Here is a 19286-nt window from a genome sequence, read left to right on the forward strand (position 1 = left end):
GGCGCGAACCGCTAACCGTTGGCCACATCGGCGAAGCCGCCGAGGTTTGCGCCGAGGGCTCGAATCGCGCGAGCGACGTCCGGCGAAAGCAGCGCTTGGAGCTCGTCGGCGTGGCGGTAATCGCGCATGCCGTCGGTCAATGGGCGCTCGCCTGCAATGGCAGGATGGCAGTAGATTTCCGCGACCCCGCCTCTGAGCGAAGCGAGCGCCGCGAGCCACGCGGCCTCATCCATGCGGCCGCTGCCGGCGATGCCGACGACATAGTCGTTGTGAAAAATGCCTGCGCGGTCGAGCCGCGCTTTGACCAGCGCGATCCACGGTCTCAGCCACAGCGGCGCATTCCACTCGAACGGCAAACGCATCGCCTTCATGCCGAATTCGCGGCCAATCTCAAGGATCAAGCCAAGCACCGTCGGATGCAGATGAAAATGCTTGTGCGTGTTCACGTGATCGAGCGCGAGTCCGGTCTTTGCAAACGCCTGGAACTGCGCGCGAATTTCGCGCGCAAGCTGCTCGCGTACATGCGGCAGAAAAAAGAACCGCACGCCGTCGCGGACCATGTTGTCGCCGAAGCGTCCATGCTCGTCCAGCAATGCCCCAATGCAGGTGCGCGGCAATACCGCGTCGCCATCGGCGAGGACTAGATGGAGGCCCACGCGCAAGTGCGGCATTGCGTGCGCGCGCTCGACTGCATCCGTCGCGGCGGGCGCGCCGATCATCAGGCTCGCGGCCGTGAGCACGCCGTGGCGATGCGCCTGCTCCACGGCCACATTCACACGGGGGTGCAAGCCGAAGTCGTCGGCGGTGATGATCAGCGCGCGGGGCCTCGCGGCGCACGGCTCGACCGGACGCGGCTCGAATGCATGCGGCCTGGACGCATGCGGCCTGGATGCGAGCGGCTTTAATGCGTGAGACTCTGCCACATCCACCTCAGCGGCCATCGGATGCCTCCATCACGTCCATCGAGCGCAGTGGCCTCGCACCTGCAGCCGAACGCGAACTTCCGACCGGAACGCGTGCGCCCCGCCAGGTGACATGCGAACCGAAAGCCGCAGCGAGCCATTGGAATAACAGCAGCGTATCGCGCAACGGCAGAAGCGGAAGATCGCGCCAGAACGCACGCGCGAGCGAAGCCGCCGCTTCACCGGGAAATGCGCACCGTAATGCAACGTTATGGCGCACGGCACGCAGATGCAGCAGCAAACGCGCGGCAAGCCCCGCCATTGTGCCGGCCGCGCCGACGAGCGCGCCCCAGGCAGGCGCGCCACCGTTCGCGCCGGCAGCGAACACACCCGTCAGACATGCACCGGCAATGAGCCACGGAGTCGGAAATGTGATGAACAGAAAAGCGAAACCGGGCGGATTCACCGAACGTATCGTGCGCAACCAGCGGGTCTCGCGTTGCCACAGTTCCGCAAAGGTGGGTTCGGTCACATCGGTGGCCACCATCACGCGCGAGAGCACCGTTTGCAACCCTAGCGCGCGCGCATGTTCGGCTAGCCAGTAGTCGTCGGCAAGACAGTTCTTGAGGGCCTCGAAACCGCCGATGCGTTCGAGCGTTTCACGCCGCAACGCGAGCGTCGCGCCGAAACCGAAGCGGCGCGAACCCGCCATGTGCGCGACGCGTACCGAGGGCGCAAACCATTCGTTGACGAATAGCGCGCCCACGCGCGGCCAGAAGCCGCCCACGCCTTGCGCGGCATAAAGACAGGTGAGAACGCCGATGCGCGGGTCAGCGAGGGGCGCTGCCACGCTCTCCAGATAATCGGCCCGCACGGCGATATCGCTATCGGCAATCACGATCACGTCGTGACGCGCGCGCTCGGCCATATTCATCAGATTGCTGACTTTCAGGTTGCTGCCGTGAACCCGCGTGTCGATCGCAAGTTCGATATCGAGCAACGGATACGCAGCTTGCAAACGACGCGCGACGGCAATCGCGGGATCGTCAGGAGAACATACGCCAAGAACAAGCTGGAAATTCGTGTGACGCTGCTCGCAAAAAGTTTGCAGGTTCTCATAGAGGCGCGGCTCGGCGCCACACAGCGGCTTGAGAACACTCACGCCCGCATGGGGGAACGGATAAGCCCGACGTGAAGCAGGTGCGCCGAGCTCCGCACCGTGCACGAGGCTTGCCGGATCGACTGCGGGAGCGGCTGGCGAAAGACCGTCGTGGCCAAACGCGGCGCGGCCACGAACGGTGGAGAACGGCATCGCCACCGCCGCGACCAGCGCATACAGCGACGCCGCGATGCAACCGGCGAGCAGAATCCATTCGCCTACTGTGAATGCGTGCGCAACCATTGGCGGATTCCGTCAGTGTCCGCGCAAGACGAACGGTGTGCCAGTGAGGCGAAGATGCAAGATGACGAGCCAAAGCCGCGGGCAATCGGACGCGACGGCGACTGGCCTGGCGTAGAGTCCAGCAGCGTTCGCGTAGCGGTCTTCAACGGCAAGGTGGAATGCGGCCTGCGCCACCTGGCGCGCGACGATCACACCGCCCACTACCATGGCGAGCGCGGCGAGCCGGAAAGCCGCGGAGACAAACAGATGCTGCGCGCCTGGCAGCGCCGCTACCGTCACACAGGCGAGCACGTCGGCCGCGAGAGCTGTGAGCGAGGCCACCATGAGATGGGCTCGCAGCATATCGACTGTGACTGGCTTCATGGCTTCGTTTCGTGGCCTGATGAACGCATCGTGCGGCTTCCCGTAGGCAGCCAGCGCCCGCGCTTCGACGCATTCGTCAGCAAGAAGAAAGACGGTCACTACGGCCACGCGCCTGCCGTGAATCCGTCGATGTACTTACGATTTCATTTCGGTACGCCGACAACAAAAGGCGATGCCGCGTGCTCTGTCGCAAGTTCATTTAGCGAATCCCTATCGCCAATACAACAGTAAGCCGTTGATGAGCGATAGTATCGATTCAAGCTGAAGGGAACCTTAAGCAAAACGCGGTATAACGCAGCTAGCGAACCGCATGGCTGACGCTCGGAGTTGCAGCCGCTGCGTTCATTCGATGCGTGCCGCCACACGATAAAAACATCTACGGAATTTATGCCCCATGCGTGTACTCCTCGTTGAAGACGACGATCTGATCGGCTGCGGGATCGAAGCAGGTTTGCGTCAAGCAAGTTTCACTGTCGACTGGGCGCGCGACGGCCACAAAGCCAGCCTCGCGCTCGACACCACCAGCTATGCGCTCGTCGTGCTCGACCTCGGCCTGCCCCGTGTGTCGGGCATGGACCTGCTCAAACGGCTGCGTGAGGCCGGCAATGACGTGCCGGTGCTCGTGCTGACCGCGCGTGGCACGGTGGTGGACCGCGTGGGCGGTCTCGAAGCAGGCGCGGACGATTATCTCGGCAAGCCTTTCGACCTCACCGAACTCATCGCCCGTTGCCGCGCGTTGCTGCGACGCGCGCAAGGCCGCAGTGTCGAGCTGATCCGCTATCGTGAGCTCACGGTGAATCCGGCTTCGCAAACAGTCGAAGTGGCCGGCAAACGCGTGTCGCTCACGTCGCGCGAATGGGCGATCCTGATCCAGTTGCTGACCAATCAGGGCATTCCGCAATCGCGCTCGCGTCTCGAAGAAAGCCTGTATGGGTGGCAGGAGGAGATTGAAAGCAATGCGATCGAGGTGCACGTGTCGAACCTGCGCAAGAAGCTCGGCGCGAAGCTCATACGAACCGTGCGCAATATCGGCTACGTGGTGGAGAAACCGTGATGAGCGCATCCATTCGCCGGCGGCTCATGCTGCTCGTGCTCGCCAGCATCGCGCTCGTCTGGGCGATCGCTCTTGCGTCCAGCTATCGCCAGGCCACGCGCGAAGTGGCGGAGTGGGAAGAAGCTCGGCTCGCGGAAATCGCGCAGATGCTCGCGTTGCTAGACCAGTCCAATCTCGTCACGCTCGCCAATGCACACATCGACGTGCGCGAGGAAGAACGCGGCGGACAAACAAGTGCGAATGACACGGACGACGATGATTCGCTGCCGCGCGACGCACTCTTCCAGGTGCGCACGCGCAATGGCGACGTGATTGCGGGCAGCCCGCCCTTGCGCGCGCTCAATGCATGGGATTTGCCGGTGCCGCCCGTCACCGGCGTGCAGGACCTCGTGCTCGGTGGCCAGACGTACCACTCGTTTACGCTGCGGGATACGCCGCTCGGGCACACGGTACGCGTATTCGAACAGGCCAACACCCGCAGCGATCTCGTGAGCGGCGTCGCGAGCCGCATTGCGCGCCCTGCATTGATCGCGCTGCCGGTGCTGGCGCTGCTCGTGTGGTCGAGCATCGGCTGGAGTCTCGCGCCGCTGCGCACGCTCTCCGGTGCGATCCGTTCGCGAGACATCAATCGTCTGGAGCCTGTCGATATCGGCCATGCGCCGATCGAGGTGCGGCCGCTCGTCGACGCGATCAATCTGCTGCTCTCGCGCCTGTTGCATTCGCTAGAACGGGAACGCGCATTCACTGCCGACGCCGCGCATGAGCTTAAAACGCCGCTCGCCGCGATCAAGGTTCAGGCGCAAGTCGCGCTGGCCGAACCCGACCCCGCGCGTCAGCGGCTCGCCATGGAGCGCGTCGTGCAAGGCGTGGATCGCAGCGCGCGGCTCGCCGAGCAATTGCTGTTGCTCGCGCGTCTGGACATGCAGGAGAAACTGGCAACGGCGCCGCTCGCGCCTGGCTCCGTCGCGAAGAACGCATTGCTGGCCAACGCGGGCAATGCGCAGCAGAAAAATATCCGCGTGACACTGAACTGCGACATGCGCGCGGAGATCGATGCAGAGCCCGTGCTGATCGGCATTCTCTTCGACAATCTGCTGGATAACGCGATCAAATACGGGAGCGACGGCGGCACCATCGAGATCGCGGTGCGGCGTGAGAAAGAGCAGGTTCTAACTCCGCTTGGAGAGCACCTGGGAGAGCCGCTCAAAGAGCGCATTCTGGTGAGCGTGCGCGACGACGGCCCCGGCGTCGCGCCTGAGGATCTGGCCCGTCTCACGAACCGCTTCTTTCGCGCGACCGGCAACCAGGCGACCGGCAGCGGCCTCGGCCTGTCTATCGTCGCGCGCATCGCGCATCACTTCGGTGCCACCGTGCGATTCGGCACTGGCCTCGACGGCCGGGGGCTCGCCGTCGACGTATCGTTTCCCGCTTATACGACGGCGGCCGCCGAACGATTGAAGCCTGCAGCCTAGCGGCGGTTCGTTTCGCCCGCGACGCTGCCTTCAGCGAGGGGTGCCTGCCGCGGGCCGCGAGCCGCTTCGCCGTGCACACGGGGATGCCCGGCGCGGCTCGCAAGCAGCGTCGGATTTTGCACGCGTGCGCGCTTCGACGTCTCCGCAAACTGCCATGCGAGCAGCCCCGGCACGAATATCAGCAGATCGCGAATCCGCCGTGCGCCCGCAAGCGCCAGACAGGTCGACGGATCGAGGCCCAGCGCACCGCCGATCAGTATGAAGCCGCCCTCCTGCACGCCGAGGCCGCCCGGCACGAAGAAAGCTGCGCTGCTGATTGCCTGGATCAACGACTCGATCACCACGGCTTCCACAAGCGTCACTCGCGCACCGAGAAAATACAGCGCAAGCCAGATTTCGAGCGAGGTCAAAAAGCACTGCAGCGGCTGCCAGAAAAACAGATAGCGCAGCACGACGCCGCGGCGTCGCCAGATCAGCTTGATGGCCCGATCGATCTGCGCCGACTGCCCCACGAGCGCCGTGAGCTTGCCGCTCGTCATGTGATTGAGCGCGCGCGTCATGCGCTCGAACGGACTGGCGTGCTGCACGAGCGCGAACAACACGAGCAGCGGCGTCAGCACGACCACACCCCACGCGAGTTGCCCGGCGAGCCGCAGCGTGTCGGAATGGGCATGCGCGAACAGAAAGCCGATGCCGACCATCGTGAAGAGCAACTGGCTGATCACGGTCAACTGCATGTCGACGATGATGCTCGCCACCGCCGTCGACGATCTCACGCCCCAACGCCTGAGCATGCGAAACGACACCACCTCTCCACCGATGCGCGCGACCGGCAGCATGCTATTGACGGATTCGCGCACCCACACGAGGTGCAGCATGTTCGGAACGTGCGGCCGGTTCGCGCCACGAATCAGCGAACGCCAGTCGCACGCATTGGCGAGCATCGGCAGCACATGCGCGAGCGCCGCGAGCACGAGACCCGCGCCAGCCGCGCGCAACGCGCCGAGCACTGCACCTGGGTTGTCCTGCCAGACGAGCCACAGCGACGCGATGAGGCCCGCGAGCGCGGCGACGCGGCCGAGATGCTTCATCATGCGGATACCTCGTGCGCACGGGTCGCACGCCTCGTGCAGGAGGCTTGCCGCTCATCGTTCGATTCAGAAGACCTGCGCGTCATTGCTGCCCTAACCTCCCTTCGTCCGCCATCTGTTCGCGCCAAATCGCAGCTCATCGCGCCTCATCGCGACTCGTCCCGCGCGGCCGACAGCAGGCCGTCGCCGTCCACCTCGAAGCTGAACCCGCGCCAGATCACGCGCGAAGAGCCGAAGCTCGCCACGAAAATCGCAAACAACACGATATCCCAAATCGGCAGCAGCCATAGCCCGCCATGCGCCTGCCGCAACGCGCGATCGGCGCAAAGCTTCAATGCGAAGCGCGCAAACAGGGCGAGCGCCGCAATCGCCCAACCCCATGACGCGCCGCCCGAGAACACCACGGCGAGCAATGCGAACGCCAGCGGATGCATCAACGCGGAGCCGAGATGGCCGAGCGGATCGACGCTGCGGATCGTCCGGCTCCAGCGCAGCTCGTGCGAGACGAGTTGCGCCGCGCTGGCCTCCACGCAAGCATGCGAAATGGTGAACGGCGGAATCGCCACTTTCTCGCCGATTGCGCGTACCGCTTCGCCAATGGCGTGATCTTCCGCGAGATGACGCACGAACGGCATCAGGCCGCCAATCTTGTCGAGCGTGGCGCGCCGCATTGCAATCGTCTGTCCAAAGCATGGCCGCGCGAGACCGAGCGCGATACCGGTGACGACCCCCGGCAAAAACTGATAGTGAGTCGCGGCTGCCGACAGGCCCGGCCAGAAGCCGGGATCGGGCTCGCCGCGATATGGGCACGTCACGAGTCCAACGCCGGGCTGCTCCAGTTCGCCGACGATGTGGCGCAGATAGTCGGGCCCCACGCCGACATCGCTATCGGCAAACACCAGCACGTCGTGCCGCGCGTGCGGCAGCATATTGATGATGTTGCTGATCTTGCGATTCGGGCCGTACAGCCCGTTGTCGGCAATCACCGTGATGTCCGCCTGTGGATACAGGCGCCGCAATTCATCGACGGTTTGCAATGCCGGGTCCGCCGGGTCGTGTACGCCGAACACGTACTGCACGGCGCCGGCATAGTTCTGCTCGCAGAAACTCGACAGATTGCGCAGCAGCGCGCCTTCGCTGCCGTGCAGCGGCTTCACGACCGTTACAGCCGGAAAGCTGCCGGGCTCGGCCACTGCACGTGCGAAGAACCGCCCGATCAGCACGCTCGCCACGAGCGTATAGCCGACGCCGGACACGGCGCACGCGGCGCATGCATACGCGGTGGCGACGGCGAACCAATGGGCGCCGTTCACGCCTCGTGTGCGCGCAGGAAGCGGAAGAACTCGACGCCTTCCCGCAAGCGCCGTTTCATCATGTCCCAACTGGTCAGCATTTCGCGCACGATTTCCCAGATTTTCGAGGGACGGAAATAGAAGCGCTTGTAGAAGTTTTCGAGCTGGTGATAAATCTCTTCGCGCGACAGATGCGGATAGCCGATAGCCGCGAGCTGAACGCCTTCTTTGCTGACGAGGTTGATCACCTTGTTCTGTTCAAGCCAGCCGTTCTCAACCGCCTGCTCATAGAGCCGCGTGCCTGGATACGGCGCGGCAAGCGACACCTGGATTGTGTGCGGATTGATCTGCTTCGCGTATTCGATCGTCTTCTGAATGGTCTCCTGGGTCTCGCCGGGCAAACCCAGAATGAACGTGCCGTGAATCTTGATGCCGAGCTTGCGGCAGTCGTCGCTAAAGCGCCGCGCGATGTCGGTGCGCAAACCCTTCTTGATGTTCAGAAGGATCTGGTCGTCACCGGATTCGTAGCCGACAAGCAGCAGCCGAAGGCCGTTTTCCTTCATGATCTTGAGCGTAGCGTACGGCACGTTCGCTTTCGCATTGCACGACCATGTCACGCCGAGTTTGCCGAGACCACGGGCGATGTCCTCGACGCGCGGCTTGAAGTCGGTGAAGGTGTCGTCGTCGAACATGATCTCCTTGACTTCGGGCATGTTGTCGCGAATCCACTTCACTTCTTCCAGCACGTTCTCGACCGAACGCGTGCGATAGCGATGCCCGCCCACTGTCTGCGGCCACAGGCAGAACGTGCACTTCGAGCGGCAGCCGCGTCCCGTGTAGATCGACACATACGGGTGCTTCAGATAGCCGATGAAGTAGTTGTCGATCTTCAGATCGCGTTTGTAGACCGGTGCGACGAACGGCAGCTCGTCCATGTTTTCGAGGATCGGGCGCGCCGCGTTGTGCTCGATCGAGCCGTCCGGTGCGCGATAGCTGAGGCCGGGAATCTGTGTGAACGGTTTGCCCGCGGCGACATCGGCGCAGGTGAAGTCGAATTCCTCGCGGCAGACGAAGTCGATCGCCTCGCTCGCCGTCAGCGAGTTGTGCGGGTCGACGGCGACCTTCGCGCCCACCATGCCGACCAGCAGCGACGGCTTGCGCTTTTTCAGATCTTCCGCGAAAAGCGCATCGGTCGGGAAAGACGGCGTGCTGGTGTGAATGATCACGAGATCGTATTGCTGCGCGAGATCGAGCGTCGCATCGACCGACAAACCATCGGCGGGTGCGTCGAGAACACGACTGCCGGGAACGAGTGCGGCCGGTTGCGCAAGCCACGTCGGATACCAGAACGAGCGGACTTCACGCCTCGCCTGATAACGCGAACCGGCGCCACCATCGAAGCCGTCATACGACGGCGCCTGTAAGAACAGAGTTTTCATGGATGCTCCAGCAAGCCTTGAACAGGCGCTTTCTGTTTTCTGTCGAACAACTGTCGGAGGGGCGCTCGCCACGCGGCGAGCGAAGACATGAATTCGCACAGATGCTACGGAGCAAAGCTGAAGGAAACCTTAAGCAGAATGGCGCGAGCGGGCGTTGCGCCCGCTCGCATTACCACGAGATTTCGGCATGTTTACCAATCACCTGCGAAGCTATCCGGAACAACAACCGGATCAACGCGCAAGGTGTCGTGCCCAATCGAGCCACCCGAGATTGAGTGCGGCGTTCACGGCGACGCCGAGGGCCGACGCGATGGCCGCGATCATCGTCCAGAATGCAGATCGCCGCGCGGCGGTTGCGGAGGTATGCGCGGCATTGGCCGCATCGCGCGACGCGCTCGCCGCCACCTGCGCCCCATGCGACGTGGACTCCATCTGCGCGAGCGACTTCATGGCGAAGCCGCGCTCGTCGTTGGCGCGCGCCTGATCCTTTTCAAACAGATAGCGATGACAGAACGGCGTGAGCGGTGCCTCGGGATTTTGCGCAGCGAAGAACTTCGCATACGCTTCGCCGCCGTTAGCGTCGATTTCCTGTAAGCGGATTGCCTGTTCACACGAACCTCGCCTGCGCGCCGCGGCGATCGACGTGCCGGCCATGCGCCGGGCGCGCATGCCGGCCGCCGCCGCTTCGCTAGCGTCTCGCTTGCCCCTAGATGGGCTTGATATCCGCTGCCTGCTTGCCCTTGGGCCCCTGCTTCACTTCGAAGCTGACCTTCTGGTTTTCCTGCAACGACTTGAAACCCTCCGAGCGAATCTCGGAGAAATGGGCGAACAGGTCTTCACCTCCGTCGTCGGGTGTGATGAAGCCGAAGCCCTTCGCGTCGTTGAACCACTTCACTGTACCGGTAGGCATGTCGATTCCTCATGTGCATCTGGTTGACTAAACTGGCAATTCTCGGGCGGGGACTGCCGCTCGACTGTACGCCTGTTTGCGCGGCGTCGCAGCGACTGCGGTTGCTTCACGCGCCTCCAAGCCTGCTCAGGCAAGTAAAGGCCCACGGTCCCCAAAACATTTGAGCAAGACGCGTGCCTCGCCCGCGCGAACGCAGCGGCCGCCGGTGCATTTGGGCACAATCAGATAAGATGTTCGTATCGGCAGTCCATTCTCGGCAGCGCGGGTTCGGCTCATTATCCGAACGCCGCGCAGCCTGTCGTTTTCCCATTTACAGGAACCAGCATGGCAATTTCGAGCTATACCGATACCCGACTTCTCATTAACGGCGAGTGGTGCGATGCCGCGAGCGGCAAGACCATCGACGTCGTCAACCCCGCCACCGGCCAGGTCATCGGCAAGGTGGCCCACGCCGGCATCGCCGATCTCGACCGCGCGCTGGAAGCGGCTCAACGCGGCTTCGAAGCATGGCGCAAGGTGCCGGCTCACGAGCGCGCCGCGGTCATGCGCAAGGCAGCCGCGCTCGTGCGCGAGCGCGCGTCGGACATTGGCCGTCTGATGACGCAGGAACAGGGCAAGCCGTTCGCCGAAGCGAAAATTGAAGTGCTGGCCGCGGCGGACATCATCGAGTGGTTCGCCGACGAAGGCCGCCGCCTCTATGGCCGCGTCGTGCCGTCGCGCAATCTCGCCGCGCAGCAACTCGTATTGAAGGAGCCGATCGGTCCGGTCGCCGCCTTCACGCCGTGGAACTTCCCGGTCAACCAGATCGTGCGCAAGCTGAGCGCGGCGCTCGCAAGCGGCTGTTCGTTCCTCGTGAAGGCCCCGGAGGAAACCCCTGCGTCGCCGGCGGGCCTGCTGCAGGCTTTCGTCGAAGCAGGCGTGCCGGCCGGCACGGTGGGTCTCGTGTTCGGCGATCCGGCCGAAATCTCGAGCTACCTGATTCCGCATCCGGTCATCCGCAAAGTCACGTTCACCGGCTCCACGCCGGTCGGCAAGCAACTGGCCGCGCTGGCCGGCGCGCACATGAAGCGCGCCACGATGGAACTGGGCGGTCACGCGCCGGTAATCGTCGCTGAAGACGCCGATGTGGCGCTCGCCGTCAAGGCAGCGGGCGGTGCGAAGTTCCGCAATGCGGGCCAGGTCTGCATTTCGCCCACGCGCTTTCTGGTGCACAACAGCATTCGCGAAGAGTTCGCCGCGGCGCTCGTCAAGCACGCCGAAAGCCTCAAGCTCGGCGACGGTCTCGCGGAAGGCACGACCCTCGGGCCGCTCGCCAACGCACGCCGTCTGACGGCCATGAGCAAGGTGCTCGACGACGCGCGCAAGACCGGTGCGAAGATCGAGACAGGTGGCGAGCGCGTCGGCTCGGAAGGCAACTTCTTTGCGCCGACGGTCCTGACCAACGTGTCGCTCGAAGCCGACGTGTTCAACAACGAGCCGTTCGGCCCGATTGCGGCAATCCGCGGTTTCGACAAACTCGAAGAAGCGATCGCGGAAGCTAACCGTCTGCCGTTCGGCCTCGCCGGTTACGCGTTCACGAAGTCGTTCAGCAACGTGCATCTGCTGTCGCAGCAGCTCGAAGTCGGCATGCTGTGGATCAACCAGCCCGCCACGCCCACTCCGGAAATGCCGTTTGGCGGCGTGAAGGATTCGGGCTACGGTTCGGAAGGCGGGCCGGAAGCAATGGAAGCGTATCTGGTCACGAAGTCCGTGACGGTGATGTCGTCCTAAGGCGTCTGGTCGGGCAAGCAACGGCTGATCGTTGCTAACTGCACCGGGTCCGCGAGTTCAAGCTCGCGGACTTTTTTATTGCCATCGACAACAGCGTTCCGTGAGCACATGCAACCCACGCTGACCGGAGAGACGGTCGAACTGAGGCCGCTTGAACGCGGCCACGTCCAAGCGCTGCTCGAAGCAGCCGCAGACGGCCAGTTGTGGAATCTCAAGCTGACTGTCGTGCCCGGGCCCGACACGGTCGGCGGCTATATCGACACCGCGTTGGCGGGACGCGATGCGGGAACGGTGATGCCGTTCGTGATCGTGCGCCGCGATACCGGCACGGTGATCGGCAGCACGCGGTTCTGGAAAATCGACCGCGTGAATCGCAAGCTCGAAATCGGCCACACGTGGCTACGTGCATCGGCTCAACGCTCGGCGGCCAATACAGAGGCGAAATATCTGCTGCTGCGCCATGCATTCGAAGCGATGCAATGCGTGCGCGTGCAATTCACGACCGACGAGCTCAACGACAAATCGCGAGCCGCGATTCTGCGCATCGGCGCGAAGCAGGAAGGCGTGGTCCGCCATGAACGCATCATGCCGGACGGCCGTAAGCGCAATTCGGTGCGCTTTAGCATCGTCGACGACGAATGGGCGCAGGTGAAGGCCATGCTGCAAACCAGGCTGGGGCCGCGTTGAAGCTCGGGCCCCGGCGTGCTTTGCCTGGCGCTTGCCAGCGAGCCTCACACATGCACGTCGCTTTCCTTCAGCGGCGGTGCGGTCGGCACCAGCAACTCCTCGCGCAGCGTATCGCGCGCGTGATGCCTGCGCACCCATAGCGCGGTCAGCATCGGCACAAGAATCGCGGTGACGAGGCACGCGGTTGCAACCATTGCGGTCGCGGCCGGCACGAGCGGCTTGAAACTCGGAATCATCTCGCCGATGATCGCCGGGTTCGCCACCGCCGCGCCCGCCGTCGACGACGCCGCGAGTCCCGCCGCGCCATTGCCGCCCGCGATCCAGCGGTCCGCGAGAATCAGCGGAATGCCCGTCACGACGATCACCGCGAGACCCAGCAACACGCCCGCCATGCCGCTCCTCGCGATCACGTTGAGGTCGATGCCGTTGCCGAGCGCAAAGCCGAAAAACGGAATCAGCGGATGCACGCAACGGCCGAAGAACTCGCGCAGGTCGCTGTCGATGTTGCCGAGTGCGAAGCCGATCAGGAATGGCAGCACGGCGCCGACGAAAAGCCGCGGCTCGAAGAAAGCAACGCCCGTCGCGCCCAGAATGATCATGCTCACGAGCGGCCCCGACTCGACCGACATCAGCACGAACGCGCCCGCTTCCTCTTTCGTGCCGTACTGCTGCATCACCGCCGCGTAGAGACCGCCGTTGGTCATGTCCATCGACGTGGTGATCGCCAGCACGGAGAGCCCGGCGAAGAGCCCGCCCTTGATTCCGTCGATCGGAATGAAATGCGACGCCACGATTGTCGCGATCCACGCGACCACCATTTTCGTGACGAGCAGCGTGCCGGACTTGCGCAGCACGGTGCCGGTGGCCCGCAGGTCGATCGTCGCACCCATGCAGAAGAACCAGACCGCGAGAATCGGCACGGTGCCGGCGATCAGTCCGTTGGTGAACGACCCGAAGTATTTGCCCGCGCCCGGCGCAAATGTATGAACACAGGCGCCGAGCAGCAGCGGCACCAGCATCAGCCCGCCAGGAATGCGGTCGATGGCCTTCTTGAGCTTCATTGTCTCCTCCGTGGACTTCGCGTCCAGTGATCGGGTGAATCCGGCTGGATAAGAACCGGTCTCGCGCCGGCTGCTCCCTTTCGGCGCAATATAGCACCACGAAAGGAACGTCGTTCCGAATATTTGCGGCGCAAGGGTAATCGTTTACCCGGCATTTTTATGGGCCGTTTTGCTGGCGCACTGGCGTGCCGCGAAATATTCCGGACCACTGTTCCGAAATCGCGAATAACGCGCTACAGTCGATGCCACACACTTCGCCGGCGCAGCGATGCGCCAGGTCGACCCAATCATCGGAGACAGATCGTGCAAGCGAGCATGCAAGTGAGGCAGGCCGTCAACAGCGAATACGCAAAGACGCTGGATACCGCCGGATTGCGCAAGGAGTTCCTGGTGGACCAGGTGTTCGAACGCGACGCGCTGCGGCTCACCTATAGCCACATCGACCGGATCATCGTGGGCGGCGCGTGGCCGGTCGCGCGCGCCGTCGAAGTGCCCGGTTCGCTCGGCCAGTCGATCGGCGTCAACTATCTGCTGGAGCGGCGCGAGCTGGGCGCGATCAACATTGGCGGCGATGGCTGGGTCGACGTGGACGGCACGCGTTACACAGTGCGCAACGAAGAGGCGATCTACGTGGGCCGCGGCGCGCAGTCGGTTGCATTCGGCAGCAGCGACGCGTCGCGGCCGGCCAGGTTCTACCTGAACTGCGCGCCCGCCCACGAGACGCACCCGACCCGCACGATCTCGCTCGGCGAGGCGTCGCCGCAAACGCTCGGCGACGCAGCCACGAGCAACCGCCGCACGATCTACAAGTTCATCGTGCCCGAGGTGCTGCCCACCTGCCAGCTTTCGATGGGCATGACCAAGCTCGAACCCGGCAGTTTGTGGAATACGATGCCTTGCCATACGCACGAGCGGCGCATGGAGGTGTATTTCTATTTCAATGTCGCCGACGACGCCGCCGTCTTCCACATGATGGGCGAGCCGAACGAGACGCGGCACATCGTCGTGCATAACGAACAGGCCGTGATCTCGCCGAGCTGGTCGATTCACTCGGGCGTCGGCACGCAGGCGTACACGTTCATCTGGGGCATGGTCGGCGAGAACCAGGTGTTCAGCGACATGGACCACATCGCCGTGCGCGATCTGCGTTGAGTGTCCTTCGCGTGTATCGGCCGCATTCGCGACCGGCACCTTCGCTATGCAACACACGCAACACACGACATGGGCTCTGACATTGTGAACATCCCGGCGATAAACCGCTCCACGACAAATCCCTTCGACCTTAGCGGCAAGGTGGCCATCGTCACCGGCAGCAACACGGGCCTTGGCGCCGGCATGGCGCTCGCGCTTGCAGAGGCGGGCTGCGATATCGTCGGCGTATCGCGGGCCGATGCGGGAGATACGCCGGCGCGTGTCGAAGCCTCCGGGCGGCGATTCGCGGACGTGCGCGCCGACCTTTCGTCCACCGCGCCGGTCGACGACATCGTGCGCGCCGCGGTCGAAGCGTTCGGACGCCTCGACGTGCTCGTCAACAACGCGGGCGTGATCCGCCGCGAGAACGCGCTCGGTTTCACCGAGGACGATTGGGACGCGGTCATGGACCTCAATCTGAAGAGCCTCTTCTTTCTCGCGCAGGCCGCCGCCCGGCAGTTCGTCAAACAGCAAAGCGGCGGCAAGATCATCAACATCGCGTCGATGCTGTCGTTCCAGGGCGGCATACGCGTCGCGTCGTACACGGCGTCGAAAAGCGGCGTGCTCGGCCTCACGCGGCTTCTTGCGAACGAATGGGCCGCGCAGCGTATCAACGTGAACGCAATCGCGCCGGGCTATATGGCGACGGCGAACACGGCCGCGTTGCGCGAAGACGCGCAGCGCAACGATGAAATCCTGAGCCGCATCCCGGCCGGCCGCTGGGGCGCGCCGGACGATCTTGCGGGACCGGCGGTGTTCCTCGCATCGTCCGCGTCGGACTACGTGCACGGGCATACACTGGCAGTAGACGGCGGATGGCTCGCGCGCTGACTCGGCAGAAAGCGCGAGAGACGGTATGCTCCGGGCGTTCGTCAACACGCGGTACAGAAAAGAGTTCGATCAGGGAATTACGGAAATGGCAGCAACCGGCAAACAGCGCAAGGACGACCCCGCAGCCCTCGCGCACGACGCGCAGAGCGTCGAGTGCGGCAACGACAAAGGCGAATCGGCTTCGTCCATTGGCCGCGTGTTCGCTCTTCTCGGCGCGATCGGCGACAGCGGACAGATCGGCATCAGCGAGTTGTCGCAACGTCTCGGCATGTCGAAGACCACCGTGCACCGCGTGGTTCAAACGCTGAAGGCACTCGGCTACGTCACGCAGGAAGTCGAGACCGAGCGCTATCGCCTGACCATCCGGCTGTTCGAACTGGGCGCGAAGGCGCTCGAAAGCGTGGATCTGGTGCGCGAAGCCGATGTGGAAATGCGCCGCATCGGCGCGGTGACTCGCGAGGCGGTGCACCTGGGTGCATTCGACGAAGACGCGATCATCTACATCCACAAGATCGACGCCGACTACGGACTGCGCATGCAGTCGCGCATCGGCCGGCGCAATCCGTTGCATAGCACGGCGATCGGCAAAGTGCTGCTCGCGTGGATGGACCCGGCCGACGCGCGCGAGGTGCTCTCTCACGTCGAATTCCGTAAGTCGACACAAAAGACGCTGTCGTCGGCGGAGGCCGTGCTGAGCATTCTGCCGCGCGTTCGCGAGCAAGGCTACGGCGAGGACAACGAGGAACAGGAAGAAGGTTTGCAGTGTCTCGCAGTGCCGGTCTTCGACCGTTTCGGCCGCGTGATCGCGGGACTGTCTGTTTCGTTTCCGACGATGCGCTGCGGCGCCGACACCAAGTCTCATTACGTCGCGCTGCTGAAGCAATCGGGCCTCGCGATTTCGACACGGCTTGGCTATCGCGAGGCGGCCGCCCCTGAGCACGCGGCCGCCCAGCCCGGCTAAGCGGATGCCTGTGCGGCGCGCGCGCTTTATGCCGCCTTTGCTGCAGGATTCGGTTCGACGGTGCGCGTGAAGCTCCTGCGGCCGTCCACGCTTACCGGCACATCGCCCTTGAGCGTCACGCGCCGCACCACGCGGTGTTCGTTGCCGTAGTCGTTGACCGCGTAGTGCTGGGTCGCGCGATTGTCCCAGATCGCGACATCGCCTGCCTGCCAGCGCCAACGCACGATATTCTCTGGGCGCGTCACATAAGACTGCAGCAGTTCGAAAAGATGCGCGGACGCGCTCGGCGTCACGCCCACGAAACTCTTCACGAAGTGCCCGAGAATCAGCGTCTTTTCGCCTGACTCCGGATGCACGCGCACTACCGGATGCTCGGTTTCATAGCGCGTCGATACGAACGCTTCGCGATGGCGCTTGTGTGCTTCGACGTCGCGTCCGCGCTCGCCGACGTTCGCGTGGTTCGCATAGTCGTAATCGTTGCTGTGCACGGCCCATAGTTGCTCCGCGAGCGCCTTGAGCGGCGGCGGCAGATCGTCGTACGCGCTCGCGGTGTTCGCCCACACGGTGTCGCCGCCCACAGGCGGAATCGTCACGGCGCGCAGAATCGATGCTTGCGGGTAGGCGTCCACGAAGGTCACGTCCGTATGCCACGAGTTCGCGCGGCCGCCGCGGTCGGAATCGAGTTCAAGCAGATAGTCGGTACCGTCGACGACGGGCACGGTCGGATGCGCAACCGGCTCGCCGAGCAACCGCGCGAAGCCCTCCTGCGCCGCATCGGTCAAATGCGTCTGGCCGCGGAAAAAGATCACCTTGTGACGCACGAGCGCGGCGCGAATCGCTTCCAGAGCGCCCGGTTCAAGCTGATCCGACAGACGCACACCGCGAATTTCCGCGCCGATACGCCCGCTGACGGGGTGAATGTCCAGTACGTTGGACGTCGCGAGACTGAGATTCGACATGCTGGGAGCTCCCTGGTTGGCGAACGGTCATTATCGACAGACGCGCCCGCGCAAATCTGTCACGCCGTGGACACTTGTTAGAAGCGCTTTCTATATCGTTATCAGGTTCCCGCGAGGTTCTCGCGAGGTTCTCGCGAGGTTCTCGTGAGTCGTAGCGTTGCTCACACCGCGTCGCTCACTTCCTGCAGCGCTTTCATATCGATCACGGTAAAGCGGCTATAACGCACCTCGACGATGCCGTGTTCCACGAGCCAGCGCAGTTCCTTGTTGACCCTCTGCCGCGACGCGGCGAGCAACGCAGCGAGATCTTCCTGAGTGAGCTTGATCGCGAGCTCGACGCCTCGCGCGGTCGCCCTGCCGTGCCATTGCGCGAGCACGAGCAACTGGTCCGCGAGGCGCGCGCGAAATCCCGCGAGCGCCGTCTTGCCGATGCGCCCGTGCAGCGCGCGGCTGCGCAAGCAGATGAGATCCAGCACGTTGCGCAACAACGTGGGCTCGCGCGTGAACAACTCGAATAACGCGGCAGCGGGAATGTGAAAGAGCGTGGTCGAACCATGCGCGCGCTGGTCGTGCATCGAGCCGCGCCCGTCGAGTACCGGAATGAAATTGATGACCTCGTTCGGCCACATATACACAGCGACTGCGCGCACGCCGGCTGCATTGGTCCAACTCATTTCGATCGCGCCGCCAAGCACGACCTGAATGTCGTCACAACGTTGATCGCGTGCGAAGATCAGCTCGCCCGGCGCCCATGTGCGCAGCTTGCCTGCGTCGTACAAGGCGTCGATTGCATGAGCCGGCCAGCTTTTCAGGCAGGCGTTCGCGGTGAAGGCGGCGTGAATCGCCCGGCGCGGATCCGCGTCGAGCGCGTGCTTCTCGCGATGCGATGAAGCGGATTGCGGCAATGACGGCGCCATCGCGCGTGCGAGCGCATGCGCCGAAGAATCGGCCTTGCGTGCTGCGGAAAGTGTGCTCATGACTGGTCCGCGAAAAGGCGGTTGGTGCATTCGGCTCGGCTGCGTACAGCCAATGTCCGATCTAACCAGTCTTGAGCGTGCGGGTAAAAGACTTGTTTCTTATGTGCTTATCACGCACGAGGCGGCGATCGCCAGGCGCCGTCGCGATCACGGAAAAATCGTTGGCATATCGGCACAGCGCAATAGATTAATAGCGCTGAGGCTGCGCCGATGCGCACGTGCACGCTTTCGCTCAAGGCAACATGCGCTGCAAGACCTGATCCTTGAGAACGAAGCGATGATAAAGCGCGCCAGCGACATGCAAGCCGATCAGCGCCAGCAACACCCAGGCAAGATAACCGTGGATGTCGCCCATTTCATGACCGACGCTCGAGCCGACAGGCGAGATCGACGGATAAGGCAGCAGACCGAAGAGCTTCACCGACCAGCCGCGCGACGACGCATTCGCCCATCCCAGCACGGGCACGATGACGAGCGCGAGGTACAGCAGACCGTGCGTGACATGCGAAACGATGCGAAGGAAACGCGACACGGGCGCGGGCCCGGGCCGGTGCGTGAGTCGCCAGACGATTCTGAGAACCACGGCTGCGACGAGGGTTGCGCCGACTCCCAGATGCCACGCGATCAGCCCTTCGGGCCGCGTACCCTTGTGAATGTCAGGCATGGTCCAGCCGATCACGAATTGCGCCGTGATCAGCGCGACCACGAGCCAGTGAAGGAATTTGGCGACGCCATCATAGCCGGCCGCGTAAAGGTGCGAACGTGTATCGATAGATTGCATGTTCATGGGAGGTGGCCGTTGTCAAAGCGTCATTGGAAGCCGCGTGTCGCGGCCGCTTGGGAGCCAGTATGCTACGGCGCGAATCTTAAGAAAAGCTGACGTCTCGCCGCGCGCCACTTCCGGCAGGAGTGAATGTCGCCAGA

The 19286-nt window shown here is 63.6% G+C and carries 19 protein-coding genes; 7 read left to right on the forward strand and 12 right to left on the reverse strand.

Going from position 1 to position 19286, the window contains the following annotated elements; genetic code table 11:
* Nucleotides 1-11: 11 nt before the first annotated feature.
* Genes hpnK through RW095_RS28725 form a run of 3 tightly spaced genes read right to left on the reverse strand, consistent with a single transcriptional unit; the run spans nt 12 to nt 2667 of the window.
* A complete protein-coding gene (hpnK, locus tag RW095_RS28715; protein WP_317015499.1) occupies nt 12-941 on the reverse strand; it encodes a hopanoid biosynthesis-associated protein HpnK in 930 nt (309 codons plus the stop codon).
* Nucleotides 931-2304: a bacteriohopanetetrol glucosamine biosynthesis glycosyltransferase HpnI gene (hpnI, locus tag RW095_RS28720; protein WP_317015498.1), complete on the reverse strand. Its 1374-nt coding sequence runs from the start codon at nt 2302-2304 to the stop codon at nt 931-933. The genes hpnK and hpnI (RW095_RS28720) overlap by 11 nt, the downstream gene beginning before the upstream one ends.
* A gap of 12 nt (nt 2305-2316) precedes the next feature.
* Nucleotides 2317-2667, reverse strand: a complete 351-nt coding sequence (locus RW095_RS28725; RefSeq protein ID WP_128592529.1) for a hypothetical protein — start codon at nt 2665-2667, stop codon at nt 2317-2319.
* A gap of 394 nt (nt 2668-3061) precedes the next feature.
* On the opposite strand from RW095_RS28725, the gene RW095_RS28730 reads away from it, so the two are divergent.
* Together RW095_RS28730 and RW095_RS28735 are read left to right on the forward strand one after the other, a co-directional pair.
* A complete protein-coding gene (locus RW095_RS28730; protein WP_317022144.1) occupies nt 3062-3721 on the forward strand; it encodes a response regulator in 660 nt (219 codons plus the stop codon).
* Nucleotides 3721-5193, forward strand: a complete 1473-nt coding sequence (locus RW095_RS28735; protein WP_317022145.1) for an ATP-binding protein — start codon at nt 3721-3723, stop codon at nt 5191-5193. The genes RW095_RS28730 and RW095_RS28735 overlap by 1 nt, the downstream gene beginning before the upstream one ends.
* Here the strand turns inward: RW095_RS28735 and RW095_RS28740 are convergent.
* The 5 genes from RW095_RS28740 to RW095_RS28760 all read right to left on the reverse strand — a co-directional run bounded on the left by RW095_RS28740 (nt 5190) and on the right by RW095_RS28760 (nt 9925).
* A complete protein-coding gene (locus RW095_RS28740; protein ID WP_317022146.1) occupies nt 5190-6287 on the reverse strand; it encodes a flippase-like domain-containing protein in 1098 nt (365 codons plus the stop codon). The two genes, RW095_RS28735 and RW095_RS28740, sit on opposite strands and share 4 nt — an antisense overlap.
* 143 nt (nt 6288-6430) lie before the next feature.
* Nucleotides 6431-7597, reverse strand: a complete 1167-nt coding sequence (hpnI, locus tag RW095_RS28745; RefSeq protein ID WP_317022147.1) for a bacteriohopanetetrol glucosamine biosynthesis glycosyltransferase HpnI — start codon at nt 7595-7597, stop codon at nt 6431-6433.
* Complete coding sequence (hpnJ, locus tag RW095_RS28750) at nt 7594-9015, reverse strand: hopanoid biosynthesis associated radical SAM protein HpnJ (RefSeq protein ID WP_317022148.1); 1422 nt, start codon at nt 9013-9015, stop codon at nt 7594-7596. The genes hpnI (RW095_RS28745) and hpnJ overlap by 4 nt, the downstream gene beginning before the upstream one ends.
* A gap of 231 nt (nt 9016-9246) precedes the next feature.
* The gene (locus tag RW095_RS28755; RefSeq protein ID WP_317022149.1) at nt 9247-9684 is read right to left on the reverse strand and encodes a hypothetical protein; all 438 of its coding nucleotides are present in this window, start codon (nt 9682-9684) and stop codon (nt 9247-9249) included.
* A 37-nt stretch (nt 9685-9721) separates the two neighbouring features.
* Complete coding sequence (locus RW095_RS28760; RefSeq protein WP_006052818.1) at nt 9722-9925, reverse strand: cold-shock protein; 204 nt, start codon at nt 9923-9925, stop codon at nt 9722-9724.
* A 324-nt stretch (nt 9926-10249) separates the two neighbouring features.
* On the opposite strand from RW095_RS28760, the gene RW095_RS28765 reads away from it, so the two are divergent.
* Both RW095_RS28765 and RW095_RS28770 read left to right on the forward strand, forming a co-directional pair.
* A complete protein-coding gene (locus RW095_RS28765; RefSeq protein ID WP_317022150.1) occupies nt 10250-11695 on the forward strand; it encodes an NAD-dependent succinate-semialdehyde dehydrogenase in 1446 nt (481 codons plus the stop codon).
* A 108-nt stretch (nt 11696-11803) separates the two neighbouring features.
* The gene (locus RW095_RS28770; protein ID WP_317022151.1) at nt 11804-12382 is read left to right on the forward strand and encodes a GNAT family N-acetyltransferase; all 579 of its coding nucleotides are present in this window, start codon (nt 11804-11806) and stop codon (nt 12380-12382) included.
* Nucleotides 12383-12426: 44 nt separating this feature from the next.
* Here RW095_RS28770 and kdgT read toward each other — a convergent pair whose 3' ends face one another.
* Nucleotides 12427-13443 carry a 2-keto-3-deoxygluconate transporter gene (gene kdgT / locus RW095_RS28775; RefSeq protein WP_317022152.1) on the reverse strand — a complete coding sequence of 339 codons (1017 nt, stop codon included), beginning with the start codon at nt 13441-13443 and terminating at the stop codon, nt 12427-12429.
* 315 nt (nt 13444-13758) lie between these two features.
* Between kdgT and kduI the strand changes: the two genes are divergently transcribed.
* The 3 genes from kduI (at nt 13759) to kdgR (ending at nt 16426) form a co-directional block, all read left to right on the forward strand.
* A complete protein-coding gene (kduI, locus tag RW095_RS28780; protein ID WP_317022153.1) occupies nt 13759-14595 on the forward strand; it encodes a 5-dehydro-4-deoxy-D-glucuronate isomerase in 837 nt (278 codons plus the stop codon).
* 69 nt (nt 14596-14664) lie between these two features.
* A complete protein-coding gene (gene kduD / locus RW095_RS28785; protein WP_317022154.1) occupies nt 14665-15465 on the forward strand; it encodes a 2-dehydro-3-deoxy-D-gluconate 5-dehydrogenase KduD in 801 nt (266 codons plus the stop codon).
* An 85-nt stretch (nt 15466-15550) separates the two neighbouring features.
* Nucleotides 15551-16426 carry a DNA-binding transcriptional regulator KdgR gene (gene kdgR / locus RW095_RS28790; RefSeq protein WP_317022155.1) on the forward strand — a complete coding sequence of 292 codons (876 nt, stop codon included), beginning with the start codon at nt 15551-15553 and terminating at the stop codon, nt 16424-16426.
* Between the two features lie 26 nt (nt 16427-16452).
* Here kdgR and RW095_RS28795 read toward each other — a convergent pair whose 3' ends face one another.
* The 3 genes from RW095_RS28795 to RW095_RS28805 all read right to left on the reverse strand — a co-directional run bounded on the left by RW095_RS28795 (nt 16453) and on the right by RW095_RS28805 (nt 19149).
* On the reverse strand, nt 16453-17385 hold the full coding sequence (locus RW095_RS28795) for a TauD/TfdA dioxygenase family protein (protein WP_317022156.1): 933 nt from the start codon (nt 17383-17385) through the stop codon (nt 16453-16455).
* Between the two features lie 161 nt (nt 17386-17546).
* Nucleotides 17547-18362, reverse strand: coding sequence for a Crp/Fnr family transcriptional regulator (locus tag RW095_RS28800; protein WP_317022157.1), 816 nt, complete (start codon nt 18360-18362; stop codon nt 17547-17549).
* A gap of 232 nt (nt 18363-18594) precedes the next feature.
* Nucleotides 18595-19149 carry a cytochrome b gene (locus RW095_RS28805; RefSeq protein WP_317022158.1) on the reverse strand — a complete coding sequence of 185 codons (555 nt, stop codon included), beginning with the start codon at nt 19147-19149 and terminating at the stop codon, nt 18595-18597.
* Nucleotides 19150-19286: the final 137 nt, after the last annotated feature.

Origin of the sequence: Paraburkholderia kirstenboschensis, from assembly GCF_032806925.1 — a bacterium.
Classification (GTDB): Bacteria; Pseudomonadota; Gammaproteobacteria; order Burkholderiales; family Burkholderiaceae; genus Paraburkholderia; species Paraburkholderia kirstenboschensis.